11 protein-coding genes and 2 pseudogenes are annotated in these 15,512 nt (G+C 60.4%); 4 read left to right on the forward strand and 9 right to left on the reverse strand.

Annotated features, from left to right (window positions below; genetic code table 11):
- Nucleotides 1–39: 39 nt before the first annotated feature.
- On the reverse strand, nucleotides 40–987 hold the full coding sequence (locus BLT55_RS00865; protein ID WP_055001784.1) for a LysR family transcriptional regulator: 948 nt from the start codon (nucleotides 985–987) through the stop codon (nucleotides 40–42).
- Nucleotides 988–1,202: 215 nt separating this feature from the next.
- Here BLT55_RS00865 and BLT55_RS00870 point away from each other — a divergent pair.
- From BLT55_RS00870 to BLT55_RS00885, 4 genes and pseudogenes are all read left to right on the forward strand, one after another.
- Nucleotides 1,203–2,669: pseudogene (locus BLT55_RS00870) on the forward strand (efflux transporter outer membrane subunit).
- Nucleotides 2,666–4,852, forward strand: coding sequence for an FUSC family protein (locus tag BLT55_RS00875; RefSeq protein ID WP_055001785.1), 2,187 nt, complete (start codon nucleotides 2,666–2,668; stop codon nucleotides 4,850–4,852). The pseudogene BLT55_RS00870 and the gene BLT55_RS00875 overlap by 4 nt, the downstream one beginning before the upstream one ends.
- Nucleotides 4,842–5,042 carry a DUF1656 domain-containing protein gene (locus tag BLT55_RS00880; protein ID WP_055001786.1) on the forward strand — a complete coding sequence of 67 codons (201 nt, stop codon included), beginning with the start codon at nucleotides 4,842–4,844 and terminating at the stop codon, nucleotides 5,040–5,042. The genes BLT55_RS00875 and BLT55_RS00880 overlap by 11 nt, the downstream gene beginning before the upstream one ends.
- 23 nt (nucleotides 5,043–5,065) lie before the next feature.
- Nucleotides 5,066–5,926: pseudogene (locus BLT55_RS00885) on the forward strand (efflux RND transporter periplasmic adaptor subunit).
- Nucleotides 5,927–6,271: 345 nt separating this feature from the next.
- Here BLT55_RS00885 and BLT55_RS00890 read toward each other — a convergent pair.
- The 8 genes from BLT55_RS00890 to BLT55_RS00925 all read right to left on the reverse strand — a co-directional run bounded on the left by BLT55_RS00890 (nucleotide 6,272) and on the right by BLT55_RS00925 (nucleotide 15,508).
- Nucleotides 6,272–7,090: an SDR family oxidoreductase gene (locus BLT55_RS00890; RefSeq protein WP_055001629.1), complete on the reverse strand. Its 819-nt coding sequence runs from the start codon at nucleotides 7,088–7,090 to the stop codon at nucleotides 6,272–6,274.
- A gap of 18 nt (nucleotides 7,091–7,108) precedes the next feature.
- Nucleotides 7,109–7,573 (reverse strand): hypothetical protein, encoded by a 465-nt coding sequence (locus BLT55_RS00895; RefSeq protein WP_055001628.1) that lies wholly within the window; start codon nucleotides 7,571–7,573, stop codon nucleotides 7,109–7,111.
- A 168-nt stretch (nucleotides 7,574–7,741) separates the two neighbouring features.
- Nucleotides 7,742–9,193, reverse strand: coding sequence for a mannose-1-phosphate guanylyltransferase/mannose-6-phosphate isomerase (locus BLT55_RS00900; protein ID WP_054079491.1), 1,452 nt, complete (start codon nucleotides 9,191–9,193; stop codon nucleotides 7,742–7,744).
- 119 nt (nucleotides 9,194–9,312) lie between these two features.
- On the reverse strand, nucleotides 9,313–9,981 hold the full coding sequence (locus BLT55_RS00905) for an alginate O-acetyltransferase AlgF (protein ID WP_055001627.1): 669 nt from the start codon (nucleotides 9,979–9,981) through the stop codon (nucleotides 9,313–9,315).
- A gap of 12 nt (nucleotides 9,982–9,993) precedes the next feature.
- Nucleotides 9,994–11,169 (reverse strand): alginate O-acetyltransferase, encoded by a 1,176-nt coding sequence (locus BLT55_RS00910; RefSeq protein WP_055001626.1) that lies wholly within the window; start codon nucleotides 11,167–11,169, stop codon nucleotides 9,994–9,996.
- 10 nt (nucleotides 11,170–11,179) lie between these two features.
- Complete coding sequence (locus BLT55_RS00915) at nucleotides 11,180–12,736, reverse strand: MBOAT family O-acyltransferase (protein ID WP_055001625.1); 1,557 nt, start codon at nucleotides 12,734–12,736, stop codon at nucleotides 11,180–11,182.
- Nucleotides 12,737–12,923: 187 nt separating this feature from the next.
- Nucleotides 12,924–14,060, reverse strand: a complete 1,137-nt coding sequence (locus tag BLT55_RS00920; protein WP_055001624.1) for a mannuronate-specific alginate lyase — start codon at nucleotides 14,058–14,060, stop codon at nucleotides 12,924–12,926.
- Nucleotides 14,061–14,068: 8 nt separating this feature from the next.
- Nucleotides 14,069–15,508: an alginate O-acetyltransferase AlgX-related protein gene (locus BLT55_RS00925; RefSeq protein ID WP_055001623.1), complete on the reverse strand. Its 1,440-nt coding sequence runs from the start codon at nucleotides 15,506–15,508 to the stop codon at nucleotides 14,069–14,071.
- Between the last annotated feature and the right edge of the window lie 4 nt (nucleotides 15,509–15,512).

Below are 15,512 nucleotides of genomic sequence, written 5' to 3' on the forward strand. Positions count from 1 at the left end.
GTCCGCTCTTGGGCAGCCGCTTTTTGCAGTTGTACGATGTCAGCAGGACGCCTTGAGTGCCTGCACGTGCAAGTCGGCTTCATCGGCGGCGAGGATTTCCGGCAGCGAGCCGCGCAGGTATTCGACCCAGGTCCTAATCTTTGCGTCCAGGTACTGGCGCGACGGGTAGATGGCGTACAGGTTCAGCTCCTGCGAACGATAGTCGGACAGCACGCGTACCAGCGTGCCGTTGCGCAAGCCTTCGATGGCCGAGTAGATCGGCAGGATGCCCACGCCCATGCCGCTGGAAATCGCGGTTTTCATCGCGTCCGCAGAATTGACTAGCAATGGCGAGCTGTTGATGGTGACCATCTCCTGGCCATCCGGACCGTCGAACAGCCACTTCTCCAGTGGGAACACCGGGCTCACCAGGCGCAGACACGCGTGGTTCAAAAGGTCTGCGGGCTTGTGCGCCATGCCGAAGGTTTTGACGTACTCGGGAGACGCACAGACGATGCTGTAAGTGATGCCCAGCCGTTGCGACACAAAACCCGAGTCGGCCAGTTCGCTGGCCAGCACGATCGACACGTCGAAACCTTCCTCGAGCAAGTCCGGCACCCGATGAGTCATGGTCAGGTCGAACGCCACGTCAGGATGATTGCGTCGATAGCGGGCGATGGCATCGATCACGTAATGCTGGCCGACGCCGGGCATCGAATGCACCTTGAGCTGTCCGGCCGGGCGCGCGTGGGCGTCGCTGGCTTCGGCCTCGGCCTCTTCCACCGACGCGAGAATCTGTTCGCAACGCAGCAGGTAGCGTTTGCCCGCTTCAGTGAGTGCGATGCGGCGGGTGGTGCGGTTGAGCAAACGGGTCTGCAAGTGCGCTTCCAGGTTGGAGACAGCGCGCGAGACGTTGGCCGTTGTGGTGTCCAGCACGGCAGCGGCAGCGGTAAAGCTGCCCGCTTGCGCCACACAACTGAAGGCACGCATGTTTTGCAGGGTGTCCATGGGTACTTCTCTGAGTGGTTACTTCTCTGAATGGGGACTTCGCCGGGTGATGGCAAATTGTGACATGAAGTAACGGGGGCATGTCAGCCAGACCAAAGCATTATCGCCATTTCGGTAACAAAGATTCACACAACTCCCTGCTTATCGCCGCGCAGAGCGCCGCCTAGAATCGCCGCCAACGCTCGTGTATCACCTCCGTTCGGGAATTTTTCGCTGTGCCGCGTCGCATCATCAGAGGGCTTGAACCTCTCGGTATTCTGGCTTTGACGCTGGTCATCAGCGGTTGCATCGGAACCCATGGCATCCAACCGCACGCCAGCCTGCTGGCCGCTGACCGTCTGACGACCGATCAGGCCATCCAGAGCGCTGCGCGCGACGCACGTTGGCCGACAGCGCAGTGGTGGCGTGCCTATGGAGACGCGCAACTGGATCGCTGGATTGAGCTCGCAACGCTCGGCAGCCCAAGCCTGGCGATAGCGGCGGCTCGGGTGCGGCAGGCGAAGGCAATGGCGGGCATTGCCGAATCGAACGAATCGCTGCAGATTCAGAGCAACGCCAGCCTGCAACGCCACGACTGGTCGAGCGATCAGTTTTATGGGCCAGGCGCCCTGGCCGATACTCGCACCTGGGACAACAATGCGTCGCTGGGCTTGAGCTACTCGCTCGATATCTGGGGCCGTGAGCGCAATGCCAGTGAGCAGGCGCTCGATCTGGCACACGTGAGCGCGGCCGAGTTGCGTCAGGCGCAGCTCGAGTTACAGGAAAATATCGTCCGCGCCTACATTCAACTGGCCCTGAACTACGCCCGTCTGGACATCGCCGAGGCGGCGCTGGAGCAGCAGCAACAGATACTCGACCTGGCACAACGTCGCTTGAAGGGCGGCATCGGTACGCATTTCGACGTCAGTCAGGCCGAGACGTCCTTGCCCGAAGCGCATCGGCAGATCGATGCACTGGAGGAGGCCATCGCCCTGAGTCGCAATCAACTGGCGGCGCTTGCCGGCAAGGGGCCGGGGCAGGGCGTCGAGTTGCAGCGGCCGGCGTTGGCATTGCACAGCGCATTGAAACTGCCATCCGCCTTGCCAGCCGAGTTGCTGGGTCAGCGGCCGGATGTGGTGGCTGCTCGCTGGCAGGTCGAGGCACAGGCGCGCGGTATCGATGTGGCTCGTGCCGGTTTTTATCCGGATATCGATCTGGTCGGCAGCCTGAGTTATATGGCCACGGGCGGCGGCCTGCTGGAGTTTTTGAGCGGCAGCAAACTCGGTTACAAGGTCGGCCCGGCCATCAGCCTGCCGATCTTCGACGGCGGACGCTTGCGTGCGCAACTGGGCCAGGCGTCATCCGGTTATGACCTGGCGGTGGCGCATTACAACCAGACGCTGGTGATGGCGCTGCGCAGTGTTTCCGATCAATTGATTCGTCGCGCATCAATGGACAACCAGCAGGTGTTCGCCGCCCGTTCGGTGGCGTCGGCGTAAAAGACTTATGACATCGCCCTGATCGCCTGGCAACGCGGCCTGACTGATTACTTGAACGTCCTCAACGCCCGGACACAGCTTTTTCATCAGCAGGAGGTACAGCAGCAGGTCGAAGCGGCACGCTTGAAGGCGTATGCCGGGTTAGTGGTGGCGCTGGGTGGCGGAGTTGCGGCAGGCAACGAGCGCGGAACGTCGGGACAATGAGCACCACCGTGCAACGCCTGGTAGCCTTACCCTGGCGCCGCGAATTCAACAGTTGGGCGCGCATCGACGGGGTGACATGGATTTACCTCTTCAAGGTGCTGATCGCTGCATTCCTCACCTACTGGCTGGCGCTGCGCCTGGAGTTGCCGCAGCCGCGCACGGCGCTGATCACAGTATTCATCGTCATGCAGCCGCAAAGCGGGCAGGTGTTTGCGAAAAGTTTCTATCGGCTGTTGGGCACGCTGGCCGGATCGGCGGTGATGGTGGTGCTGATGGCGCTGTTTGCGCAGGACCCGGTGCCTTTTCTCGGCTGTCTGGCGCTGTGGGTGGGGGTCTGCTCGGCAGGTGCTGCGCGTTATCGCAATTTTCGTGCTTACGGTTTTGTGCTCGCCGGGTACACCGCCGCGATGGTCGGTCTGCCGGCGCTGGCCCATCCTGAAGGGGCGTTCATGGCGGCCGTATGGCGCGTGCTGGAAATCACCCTGGGGATTCTCTGCGCCACCGCAGTGAGTGCCGCGATCTTGCCGCAGAGTGCCAGCGCCGCCATGCGCAACGCGCTGTACCTGCGCTTCGGGGGCTTCGCCGGTTTTATGAGCGACGGCCTGCGCGGCGGTATTTCACGCGCTGCATTCGAAACCGGCAACGTGCGTTTCGTTGCCGAAGCCATCGGCCTTGAGGGCATGCGCAGCGTCACAGTGTTTGAAGACCCGCACATGCGCCGTCGCAACGGTCGGCTCAATCGCCTGAACAGCGAGTTCATGGCGGTGACGACACGTTTCAACGCGCTGCACCAATTGCTCGAACGGCTTCGCAACGAGCGCGCCGAGGCCGTGTTGACGCACATCGATTCCGGTCTGCAAACCCTGACCGAGCTGCTCGACGCTTTTGCAGAGCGCGCCCTGACCAACGACGACGCCGCTGTCTTGGTCAGGCGGCTGGAGCACTGCAAAGCGCAGTGGCCAGACCGGGTCAGGAAGGTGCGCGCCGAGCTTGAGAACACCTGTCCGAGCGAGGCTGAGCGGCTGGACTTTCACACTGCATTCGAGCTGCTGTACCGGCTGATCAGCGAACTGCTCGATTACGCCCGGACCCATGCATCACTGGCGGATCACACGCATGTGCGTGAGCGCTGGAAAGAGCCCTTCGTGTCACGCACCCACTGGCTGACGGCGCTGGCTGCGGGTGCGCGCGCAACCAGTGTGGTCGGCCTGATGAGTGCCTGGTGGGTGCTGACCGCTTGGCCCAGCGGCGCCAGCATGACTTTGGCATCGGCCGCCACGGTGGCGCTGTCATCGACCACCCACAACCCGAAGCGCATGTCGTTGCAGATGGCCTGCGGCACGTTGCTTGGTGCGCTGCTGGGCTTTATCGAAACCTTTTTTCTGTTCCCGCTTATCGACGGGTTTGCGCTGTTGTGCGTGCTCCTTGCACCGGTCTTCATGTTCGGCGCGTTGCTTGGTTCGCGGCCGCAATGGGCTGGATACGGGCTGGGCCTGCTGATCTTTTTCAGCCTCGGCTCGGTGCCGGATAACCTGACGGTCTACAACCCTTACACCTTCATCAATGATTACCTGGCGATGGTCATCGGCATGCTGACGTGCGCGGCGGCCGGCGCGATCATCCTGCCGCCCAATAGCCGATGGATGTGGCAGCGGCTGGAGCAGGCGTTGCGCAATCAGGTGGTGTTCGCGATCAGTGCGCCGCTGCCTCGTCTTGGTTCCAGCTTCGAAAGCCAGACCCGAGACCTGATGCATCAGGCTTACGGTCTGGCCATCAGCAAGCCGCTGGTGCAACGCGATCTGCTGCGCTGGATGTTCGTGGTGCTGGAAATCGGTCACGCGATCATCGAATTACGCCGCGAGCAGGCCGTGTTGCCGATTCATCCCGCTTACGCCGAATACCAACCCTGGCGCATCGCGTTGCGGGTCATGGGCCGGGCCTTGATTCGCCTGTTCATTCAGCCCGACGCCGTCAACCTTCAACGCTGTCTGCTGGCCGTCGATCAGGCGATCAAACGCGTGCAGGACGCGGATGAGCCGTTTGCTTCGCACTTCGACACGTCGGTGTTGCGTCGGGTGAAAAGCTACCTGCACTTCATCCGTACCTCGCTGCTCGACCCGCAGTCGCCGCTGGCTGCCTACGGCCTTGATCACACTTCTTCAGGACAGGCGCATGCCGCGTGAAATAGCGTTCCACGGCGTTTACCTGCCGACCCTGACCCTGATGTTTCTGATCGCTGTCGTGCTGGCCTGGGCGCTGGATCGCTTGCTGACCGGTTTCGATCTGTACCGTTATTTCTGGCACCCGGCCTTGCTGCGCATGAGTCTGTTCATGTGCCTGTTCGGCGCGCTGGCGCTGCCCCTTTATCGTTGATGTCTGAGTCGAGAACGCTCTGGATGAAAAAGTTGTTCAGTCTGATCGCCACCTTGCTGGTCCTGGCCGTGGCGCTGTGGATCGGCCGGGCCCTGTGGGTCGATTAAATGGAGACGCCGTGGACCCGCGACGGCCGGGTGCGCGCCGACATCATCAATGTGGCTGCCGATGTGTCGGGCACCGTGGTGGAGGTGCCGGTGCGCGACAATCAGTGGGTCAAACGCGGCGATCTGCTGATGCAGATCGATCCCGAGCATTATCGGATTGCCGTCAAACAGGCACAGGCGCTGCTGGCGTCGCGCAAGGCGACCTGGGAGATGCGCAAGCTCAACGCCAAACGCCGCTCCGACATGGATGAGTTGGTGATTTCGGCAGAAAACCGTGACGACGCGAGCAACGTGGCTACTTCGGCGCTGGCCGATTATCAGCTGGCACAGGCGCAACTGGAGGCGGCGGAGCTGAACTTGTCACGCACACGGGTACTGGCGGCGGTCGACGGGTATGTCACCAATCTGAACGTGCATCGCGGCGACTATGCGCGGATCGGCGAAGCGAAAATGGCGGTGGTCGACATGAATTCGTTCTGGGTCTACGGCTTCTTCGAGGAAACCAAATTGCCGCACCTGAACGTGGGCGATTCGGCAGATCTGCAACTGATGAGCGGTGAAGTCCTCAAAGGGCACGTCGAAAGCATCGCCCGAGGCATCTACGACCGCGACAACCCGCAAAGCCGCGAACTGATTGCCGACGTCAACCCGACCTTCAACTGGGTGCGCCTGGCCCAGCGCGTGCCGGTGCGGATCCATCTGGATCAAATACCGGAGGGCGTGTTGCTGGCCGCAGGGATGACGTGCACAGTGATTGTCAGACCGGTAGGCGGCTGATGATCGTCGAGGACCGGGCGACGCTTCGTTTGTCCGCGATCTCTCGGTTTTCGTAGGAGCGGACTTGTCCGCGAACTGCCGGGAACCGGCAGCAAAACCAGCCGCCTCGGTGTATCAGACAGCACCGAGGTAGCCTGTTTTAGGGCCGCTTCGCACCCCTTCGCTTTTGTGGGAGCGGACTTGTCCGCGAACTGCCGGGAACCGGCAGTAAAACCAGCCGCCTCGGTGTACCAGATACAACCAAAGTGGCCGGTTTTGGGCCGCTTCGCAGCCCATCGCAACCGTTGTAACCTCCTGAAGTTTTACGCCCTCCGGGCAAAAGCCCGCTCTTCATAGCGTTCTGCGTCACAAATCAATATCCAGCCCGAAGCGCTTTCTCAGCCCTTTTTCCAGCAACCCCTTGGGCAACAACCACGCCATCAGCGGCAGGATGCGCGAGCCGTTGCCCAGGCGCAGCAGGCGGGGTGGATCGGCTCGCTGCACGGCTTCGAGCAGATCCCGGGCGAACGCTGTAGCGGATGTCGGGTTGTCCAGCGAAGCCCTGGCACGTGCCCGGATACCTTCGCGGATCGGCCACCAGGGTGACTGTTCGCTGATCAACTGTTCGGCTTCATGACTGGCGTTTTTTGCAAAGCTCGATGCAATCGCCCCAGGTTGCACTTCCATCACCTGCACACCGAACGGCGCCAGTTCCAGACGCAGGGCATCACTGAGCGCATGCACGGCGGCCTTGGACGCGCAATAAGCGCCCGCGAACGGGGTGACCAGAACGCCCGACACGCTGCCAATGTTTACCACGAGCCCTTTGTTGCGCCGCAATGCCAGGAACAGTGCCTGAGTAACACCGACAATCGAGAAGACGTTGGTTTCAAACTGGCGCTGCAAGGCACCCACACCACCGTCCAGCAGCGGGCCCATTGCGCCGTAACCTGCGTTGTTGATCAGTACATCAAGGCCGCTGTGTTCCAGCCTGAAAGCCAGTTGCGCCAGCGCCAGGCCGTCGTTGACGTCCAGTTGCACGGCAATAAAACCGGCAGCGCTTAGCGTTGCAACGTCCTCTGCTTTGCGCGCCGTAGCCCAGACTTCATAGCCAGTGGCCTTGAACGCATCGGCCAGGGCACGGCCAATTCCACTTGAGCAGCCGGTGATAAGAGCGACGGGCATGAATGAGGTCCTTGAGGGTCAGTCCGAAAAACTGCCTTGCAGATGTTCTGCGCGAAACTCCAGGGTTTGCGGGCGATAGCCATTACGCAGCGCAGGTAACGGTACACAATCCTGCCACGCCGCTTTTGCCTGAAGCTGGCCGGGGCCGCGATAGCGCGCAGACGTGTAGGTGTTGTCCACCAGATTTACCGTGTCACCAGGCGCGTAAGCCGCGATTCGCCAGTGCAGCTCCAGCAGCGCAGCCTGATTGTCGTTGGTGATCGATACATGCAGAGGTTTGTCTGCCGGGCAGCCTTGCGGGTCGTAACCGAGTTGAATGTCCAGACGCTCAAGCTGGCGCGTTTCCCGACTGTCCTGCCAGATCACGATGGCCGCCACGATCCCCAGCCCCGCAGCCGCCGCCAGCGAAACCGGCAAGGCCTTGGCCGGGTAGCGCAGCAGAAGGATCAGCCAGGTGAGGATTAACAGGATGCCGATCAGCATGCGGTGGGTCTCCAGCAGGGGCAGTGCTGGACATCCTACAGAACCGGGGAGGCGATTGACCAATATGGCTGATCACGCTCAAAAAAAGCCCCCGACAACTCTTCGCGGATGAAATACGCAAAAAGTTACCGAGGGCCGTCTTATTTGCAGCTTGCAGCTAAAACCCTATCAGCGAGCGATCGTCTGCGTCTTGACACCCGCTTCCAGTGCATTCGAACGACCGTAGATATCTTCGAAACGCTCGATATCGTCTTCGCCCAGGTAGCTACCCGATTGCACTTCGATGATTTCCAACGGGATCTTGCCCGGGTTTTTCAGGCGATGTACCGAGGCGATCGGGATGTAGGTGGACTGGTTCTCGGTGAGCAGGAACACGTTCTCGTCGCAGGTCACTTGCGCAGTGCCGGATACCACGATCCAGTGCTCGGCGCGGTGGTGGTGCATCTGCAGCGACAGGCTGGCGCCCGGCTTGACCGAAATGCGCTTGACCTGGAAGCGGCCGCCCATGTCCACCGAATCGTAGGAGCCCCACGGACGATACACTTCGAGGTGGTTCTGGGTTTCGCTGCGGCCACGTTCATTCAGGGTGGCGACCATCTGCTTGACGCCCTGAACCTTGTCTTTGTGGGCAATCATCATGGCGTCTTTGGTTTCGACGACGACGATGTTGTCCAGACCGATCACCGACACCAGTTTGCCGTTGCCGTGGATCATGCAGTTGCGGCTGTCCTGGATAACGACGTCGCCCTTGGTGACGTTGCCGTTGGCGTCCTTGGCGTTGACTTCCCACAGCGACGACCAGCAGCCGACATCGCTCCAGCCAGCCGACAGCGGTACGACGCAGGCGCGTTGAGTTTTTTCCATGACCGCGTAGTCAATGGAGTTGTCCGGGCAGCAGGCGAAGGTAGAGGCGTCGATTTCAAGCGCGTCGCCGTCCTGCACGCTGCGCTCGAGGGTCAGCAGGCAGGTGTCGTAGATGTCCGGATCGTGCTTTTTCAGTTCTTCCAGGAAGCGGCTGGCGCGGAACAGGAACATGCCGCTGTTCCAGTAGTAACCACCGGCTTCGACGAATTCCTGGGCGCGTTTTTCGTCAGGCTTCTCGACGAATTGCGACACGCGGCTCACGCCTTCCGGCAGCAGGGCGTCGGCGGTCGATTTGATGTAGCCATAGCCGGTTTCCGGCTTGTTGGCAGGCACACCGAACAGCACCATTTCGCCGCGCTCGGCCGCAACGGTGGCCAAAGCCAGTGCGCGTTGCAGGGCTTTCTGATCTTCGATGACGTGGTCGGCAGGCAGCACCAGCATCAGGCCGTCGTTGCCTTCATTGACCAGCTTCATGGCGGTCAGGGCGACGGCTGGCGCGGTATTGCGACCAAACGGTTCCATCAGAATGGCCTGGGTTTCCAGGTTCAGTGCGGCAAGTTGCTCGTTGACGATGAAGCGGTGGTCTTTGTTGCAGACCACGATAGGCTCCTGCATACCTTCGAACAGCAGGCGCTGCAGGGTTTGCTGGAACAACGTGTGTTCGCCGGTCAATGCCAGGAACTGTTTCGGGAATTGTTTACGCGAAAGCGGCCAGAGTCGTGAACCACTACCGCCTGACAAGATAACTGGAATCATTTTGTTTCTCCAATAGCATTCAATTTGGGCTGTACGAGGTGTCTGTCGTTTCTGTCTTGTTCTTGTTCCGCGCCGGTCGGCTCAACGCTGAGGCCCTGAACCGACCGGCATAATCCGTATTAGCGGGTTGCGACCGGTGGCTTGACCCACACTGGCGAGAGGCTGCTGCCACTGCCGGTGATGTAGAGCACGGCGGCTTCGCCACGCTCCAGCGCCACGGGTTTCACATCGGTGACTTTCTTGTCGCCGTCGTACAGCGCCAGGCTGACCTTTACCGGGTTGATTTCACGCTCGCCGGTGCCTTTTGCCGCTACAGCCTTGACCACATCGGTCTTGCCGTCAGCGGTTTTCAGGGTCAGGGACTTGTCGCTCAGGTTCTGAACGCGAACCAGGGATTTCTGCTTGTTCTTGAACGGTGGTTCTTCAACCAGCTGCGGCTTGCCGCTGGCGTTGTTGACTAGGGTGTAATAGTGGTCGCCGGCCAGTTTCACCGGCAGGGTCTGGCTGCCAAGCTTGGCGGTGTAGTCGCCCTGTGGCATGAAGCTGAACGCGGTGCTGCCCAGTGGCGCCACTTCGTTGAGGTTGGTGTTGCCGACGCTGGCGCTTATTTCTGCGCTGCTGGCGTTGTAGACCCGCACGAAGGTCGAGCCTTTCGGCGCAGTCGGGCCGTACAGGGCGGAGTCACCGGCGAATGCTTGCAGGGACATCAGGCCCAGACCGGCGGCCAGCGCGCAGGTTTTGAAAAGGCGTTTGGTGGTCGAGCGGTTAGCAGTAGTGTTAAAAGTCATGAGTCAGTCCTCTCAGTTTTGCGCCCGGTTGGGCGACTCGGATGGTTTGGCGTTGAGTGCCACGTTTTCTTGTGTGTCACGCGATTTCTTCAGCTCGGCGATCCATTTCGGATCGAACTCGCCAAGATCGTTGTGGGCCGGCAGGTAGCGTTCCGGGAATTCCCAGATCACCACTTGCGGCGGAGTGTTTTTGAACGCGTCGGTCTGCAGGTACTTGAGCATCGGCAGAATCGGGCCATGGCCGTCTTCGGCGTAGTTGACGACGTCACTGCGCAGCGCCTGTTTCAGGGCGCCGACGAAGTTCCAGTTCGGGTTGGCGCTGTAGCTGGTGCCCACCAGACCGACCGGGATGTCGCTGTCTGCGAACAGGGCGTCATCGCCCGCCGGAGCGCCTTCAACCGGGTCGGTGCTGCGTTTCTGCAACTCGTCCGGCTTGGGCAGCAGGTTGCTGAACAGCGGGTCGAGTGGCAGGAAGGTGGTCAGGTCGCCCTTGTACGCTTCAGTGCCCTTGGCCTGGGTGACGAACTGCTCGGGTTCGCCCTCCAGCGGCGTTTTCTGGGCAATCGCGGCGCTCAGTTGCTGCGCAGCCACTTCGGCACCCATCGGCGTCCAGTGCGTGTCGGTACGCAGGAACACCTGGCCCTGTTGCTTGGCCGCTTGCAGCGGCGCGAGCAGGTCCGGCGCGAAGATCCCGGCCTTGGCGACCTGCTCGTGGAACTGCTGATACAGGTCCACATGCAGGCTGGCCGGCTTGGTGTCACCGATATGTTCCGGGTACAGACGGGTCTTCGCCGGCACGATGGCCAGTACCAGCTTGGTGCCCTGTTTCTCCAGTGCGTCGCGAACACCCTGAATCAGCGCCAGGTTGTCGGCTTCGTTCTGTTCGCCATTGGCGATGGCATCGAACTCTTCGTCGGTGTACAGCCACTGGTCTTTGCCCAGCACCACGCCTGGACGGCCTTCATTGAAGAGTTTGAAGTCCAACGCCGCCCAGAGGTTGGTGCCCAGACGCTTGATCGGGAACTCATCGTCGTAATGAGTTTCCGCCGCCTTGGTCCACTTGCCGTTGAGCACGGTGGTCTCTGCCGACGTCGAAAAGGTGCTGAAGCTGCGCAGCGACCAGATCCCGAGGACCAGCAGGATGCCCAGAAAGATGGCGATGTAGAGGATTCGTAATGAACGTGTCATGTCAGGCTCCTCAGAACTGGAAATAAAGGAACGGCGAGAAGCTTTGCGCCGAGAGTTTGAGAATCGAAGCCACGAACAGCAGCAGGATCAGTGCGCGCATGGCGTAGCGTGGCCAATCGGCTTCCCAGTAGGCCGGTTGCACCTGGGCTTCGCTGCCCACGGTGTAGCCAGGCATATGCAGGCTGCCAGGCGCATCGCCGGGAACCGCTTTGATGGTGCCGGGTTGAGCAGTCGCAGGACCGTCAGCCTTGGCGCTCTTGCCGGTGTTTTGTTCGCGGTTCTGGTAGAAGTCACGCAGCCCGAAGAACGCCAGCGTGAGGTACGCCACCACCAGGGTTGCCACTTGCAGACCGGTCAGGCTGGCACGGTTGAGTTCAGACAGCTGCCACTCGCCGAAGCTGAACATGGCGCCGTACATGCGACCGGCCACGTGCAGGTTCTCGGCGCGGAAGATCACCCAGCCGATGACCACTAGCAGGAAGGTCAGTGCCCAGCGGATCACGTTGAAGCTGTAAGGCTTGGTGTTGATGCCGACCGCTTTTTCGATCGCCAGCCACATGCCGTGCCATGCACCCCAGATGATGTAAGTGACGTTGGCACCGTGCCACAGACCACCGAGCAGCATGGTCAGGAACAGGTTGCGATAGGTCGCGAACTTGCCGCCACGGTTGCCGCCCAGGGTGATGTACAGGTAGTCACGCAACCAGGTGGACAGGCTGATGTGCCAGCGCCGCCAGAACTCGGTGATCGACTGGCTGATGTAAGGCTGTTTGAAGTTTTCCATGAAGCGGAAACCCATCATCAAGCCCAGACCAATCGCCATGTCGCTGTAACCGGAGAAGTCGAAGTACAGCTGCGCGGTGTAGGCCAGCGCGCCGAGCCAGGCGTCGCCGGTGGTCGGGTTCTGCAGGGCGAAGCAGTGGTCGGCAACGATGGCCAGGGTGTCAGCGATGAACACTTTCTTGATGAAGCCCTGCATGAATCGCGTGGCACCTTCGGAGAACTTGTCCAGCGTGTGGGTCCGGTTGTTGAACTGGTCCGCCAGATCGCGGAAACGCAGCACCGGCCCGGCAATCAGGTGCGGGAAGATCGCAACGAACGCCGCGAAATCGATCAGGTTGCGGGTGGCCGGGGTGTCGCCGCGGTACACGTCGATGATGTAGCTGATGGACTCGAAGACATAGAACGAGATACCGATCGGCAACAGCACGTGCGTCAGGATGAACGGTTCCAGACCCATGGAGGTCATGGCCGCGTTGATGCTGTCCACGCCGAAGTTGGCGTACTTGAAGTAACCCAGGATACACAGGTCCACGATCACGCCAAGCAGCAGCCATTTCTGCGCCGGTTTGGTTCGTACACCCGCCGCGCCTACCTTGAGGCCGATCCAGTAGTTCCACACCGTCACGCCGATGAACAGTGCCAGGAAGTCGACACGCCACCAGGCGTAGAAGATATAGCTGGCAATCAGCAGTAGCAGATTGCGATAGCGTTGCCCGCTCAGGTAGTACAAGCCGAGAAAGATCGGCAAGAACAGGAACAGGAACACGTTGGATGAGAAAACCATCCTTATCTCTCCGTTGGTCCAACATTCAAGGGCTCAAAGCCCCCCCAAACCCCCCCCGTAGAAAAGGGGGGGTGAATCAGTTCACAGCGTGTTCGCGACGTAGATCAGGCGAGATCCGGCTTTATGGATGCATTGCCTGGATGTGCGCCTTCGCGAGCGAGCTCGCTCCCACAAAAAACTCAGCGAATCACGAGCCGTCGTGGTCGCCCTTGTCGCCTTTTTCATGGGTCGGGTTGTAGACCTTGGTCAGGTCGCCACCCAGGCGGAAGGTTTTGAACGGCTGTTTTTCATGCTTTTCTTCCAGCACATCCGGGCTGCAGGTGTAGAGCGAGCAGTACGGTTCGAGCCAGGCGAATTTCGGGTCCTTTTTCAGGTCCGTCATGTCCTGTTTTTCACCGTTGTGCTGAGTGAAAACCGATGGGTCTTTAACGCCCGCAAGGACGCGATCACCCAGACGCTTCAGAGCGCCGTTGTTTTCCTGACGCAAATCCACACCGTTGGCCCGGGCAAAGCTGGCGATCATGGCCAGTGGCGGCAGGGCGTAGTTGTGATAGGACAGGGCGCGTTGACGGCGCTTCATCTCGTTGGGCAGGAAACCGTCCTTGTCCACCTGATTGGCGGCGACCTTGAATTCCTTGACGGCCCAATCGAACAAGTCCTGACGGTTGGTCACGACGGCAGTCGCCATCACCGACCAGGCAGCCCAGTACGAGTGGTTGTTGATTTTTTCCGGCGGCAGATTGCTCCAGTCGCTGACCACCTGATCGGCCAGTTTGCTGAACCAGGCTTCAATGATCTGCGCGTCCTGCTGACGATTGGCCAGCGGACGCGATTCGGAGAATTTCAGGCGCAGGTAGGCGGAGGACATGCTGCCCAGTGCCCATTTGCGCATGGACTTGCCGGTGTGGTTAAACTCGCGGGACTCCAGCGCATCGGCCTTGGCCCAGGTGGTCATCATGTTCAGCGCGCAATCGAGCTGTTCAGGACGACCGTCGCGCATGTACTGCATGACGATTTTGCTGACGCCACGCTCAAGGTCGGTGATGTCCTTGGTTGCGTCGCGAAACGCTTCTTCGGAGACCGCGTTAAGGGTCGCGCGGGCTTTGTCCGAACCTTCGTATTTGCTGCGGAACACCAGCTTGTCGGTGTACGGCTTGGGAATGGCTTCACAGGTAAAATTGTGATCGCCCGTCTTCATTTTTTCGATTGGAGCGTCATAACCCTTGGGTGGAACCAGCGCGGCGGACGCGCCCGCAGCCCAGGCCATCGATGACAGCATTGCCAGCGACAGCAGGGTAGGGCGGATCAGTTTAGGAGTCTGCATAATTCACCTCATAGTCCGGCTTGAGCGTTGTTTTTCGCGACGCCCGGGAACACGTTGCGTTTGCATACTTTGGCTTCGACTTTCTGTGGTGCAGTGCCTGCTTCCGGTCCCTGGATTTCCAGTGCCAGCAATTGCTGGTTGGCCCAGTCCTCGTCTTCGCGCAATTCGAAAGAGAAACGTCCATCGGTATCGGACGTTTCAGGCTTCTCGATTTTCAGATCCTCGTGGCGACCGTTCATGTACCAGAGCCTGGCCTGAAGGGTTTTCACCGACGTGTCGTCAAATTTGATATCGATCTGGTTGCTGCCGTTACGGATGTCTTTGATGCCGTTTTTGCCGTTGACCAGTACCTCGTTGTTGCCCGGCTTGAGGGTCGTGCTGGCGCTCATGACGGCAGGCTTGCCTTCGCAGCCGTTGTCCAGCAGCGACATCATCTGGCGATAGATGGTTTCCTGGTCCAGGCGGTACAGCGGCGAGAACTCCCAGATCAGAATTTTCGGCGGACGCTTCTGGAAGTCTTCGCTGCCCAGGTACTGCAACATCGCCCCTTCCAGACCGCCCCCGGGGAACGCCACGTTCAGCACGTCGGCGCTGAGGTCTTCCTGCAGGAAGCCGCCGAAGTTGTAGTTCTTGCCGCTGTGACTGGTGCCGACCAGGGTGATTTCCGGGTTGCCGGAATCGCCGAACAGGTCGCCGTCGGCGGCCTCACCCTTGGGCTCGGTGCTGAACTGGTCCATGTACTGCACCGCATAACTGGTGCCGCATAACTGACCGGCCATGTTATGCAGGGTGCCGTTCTTGCCCATGCGTCCAGAAATGTGGCTTTCGAACTCCCGCTTCGGGATGCTGGCGTAGGACGGAATTTTCTTCACGGTTTCGGCGACGATTTTCGCCGTGCGCTGCGCGCCGTATGGCGTCCAGTGCTGGTCACCGCGGAAGTAGAAATCATGCGCCTGCTGCTCGTTGGTCAACGGCGACAGATCAGGCACCCAGTAGCCCAGCTTGCTGAAGCGACCGAGCATGGCCTGATAGTTGGTCAGCGCCTTGTTGTAGTCGAACTTGTCGCGATCAGCCGGAAACAGTTTGTTGCGATCCACCAGACCACGGGTTGGCTGATACACCACGACCAGCTCGACGCCTTTGCTCTTGAACGCATCGTGCAGTTCTTTCAGACGGCGGTAGCCGGCCGGCGTGGTGTCGAACTCGGTGCGCAAGTCTTCCTGAGTACGGAACAGCCAGTCACCCTGCGCCTGGATCAGCGTGGTGAAGTTCTGCTGATAGCGCGAAACGTAGTTTTTTGCATCGTGCGCGGCCGGGCACAGGCTGCAGCAAGGCTCGGCCTTGAACACCGGCGCTTGCAAGTCGTCCGCGCGAGCTGCACCGGCGGCGGCCATCAGTGCGGCGGTGAGGCTGGACAGACTCAACAGCTTGATCAAATGTGCGTGCATAGCA

The sequence above is a fragment of the Pseudomonas cannabina genome (genome assembly GCF_900100365.1).
In the GTDB taxonomy this organism is placed as follows: domain Bacteria; phylum Pseudomonadota; class Gammaproteobacteria; order Pseudomonadales; family Pseudomonadaceae; genus Aquipseudomonas; species Aquipseudomonas cannabina.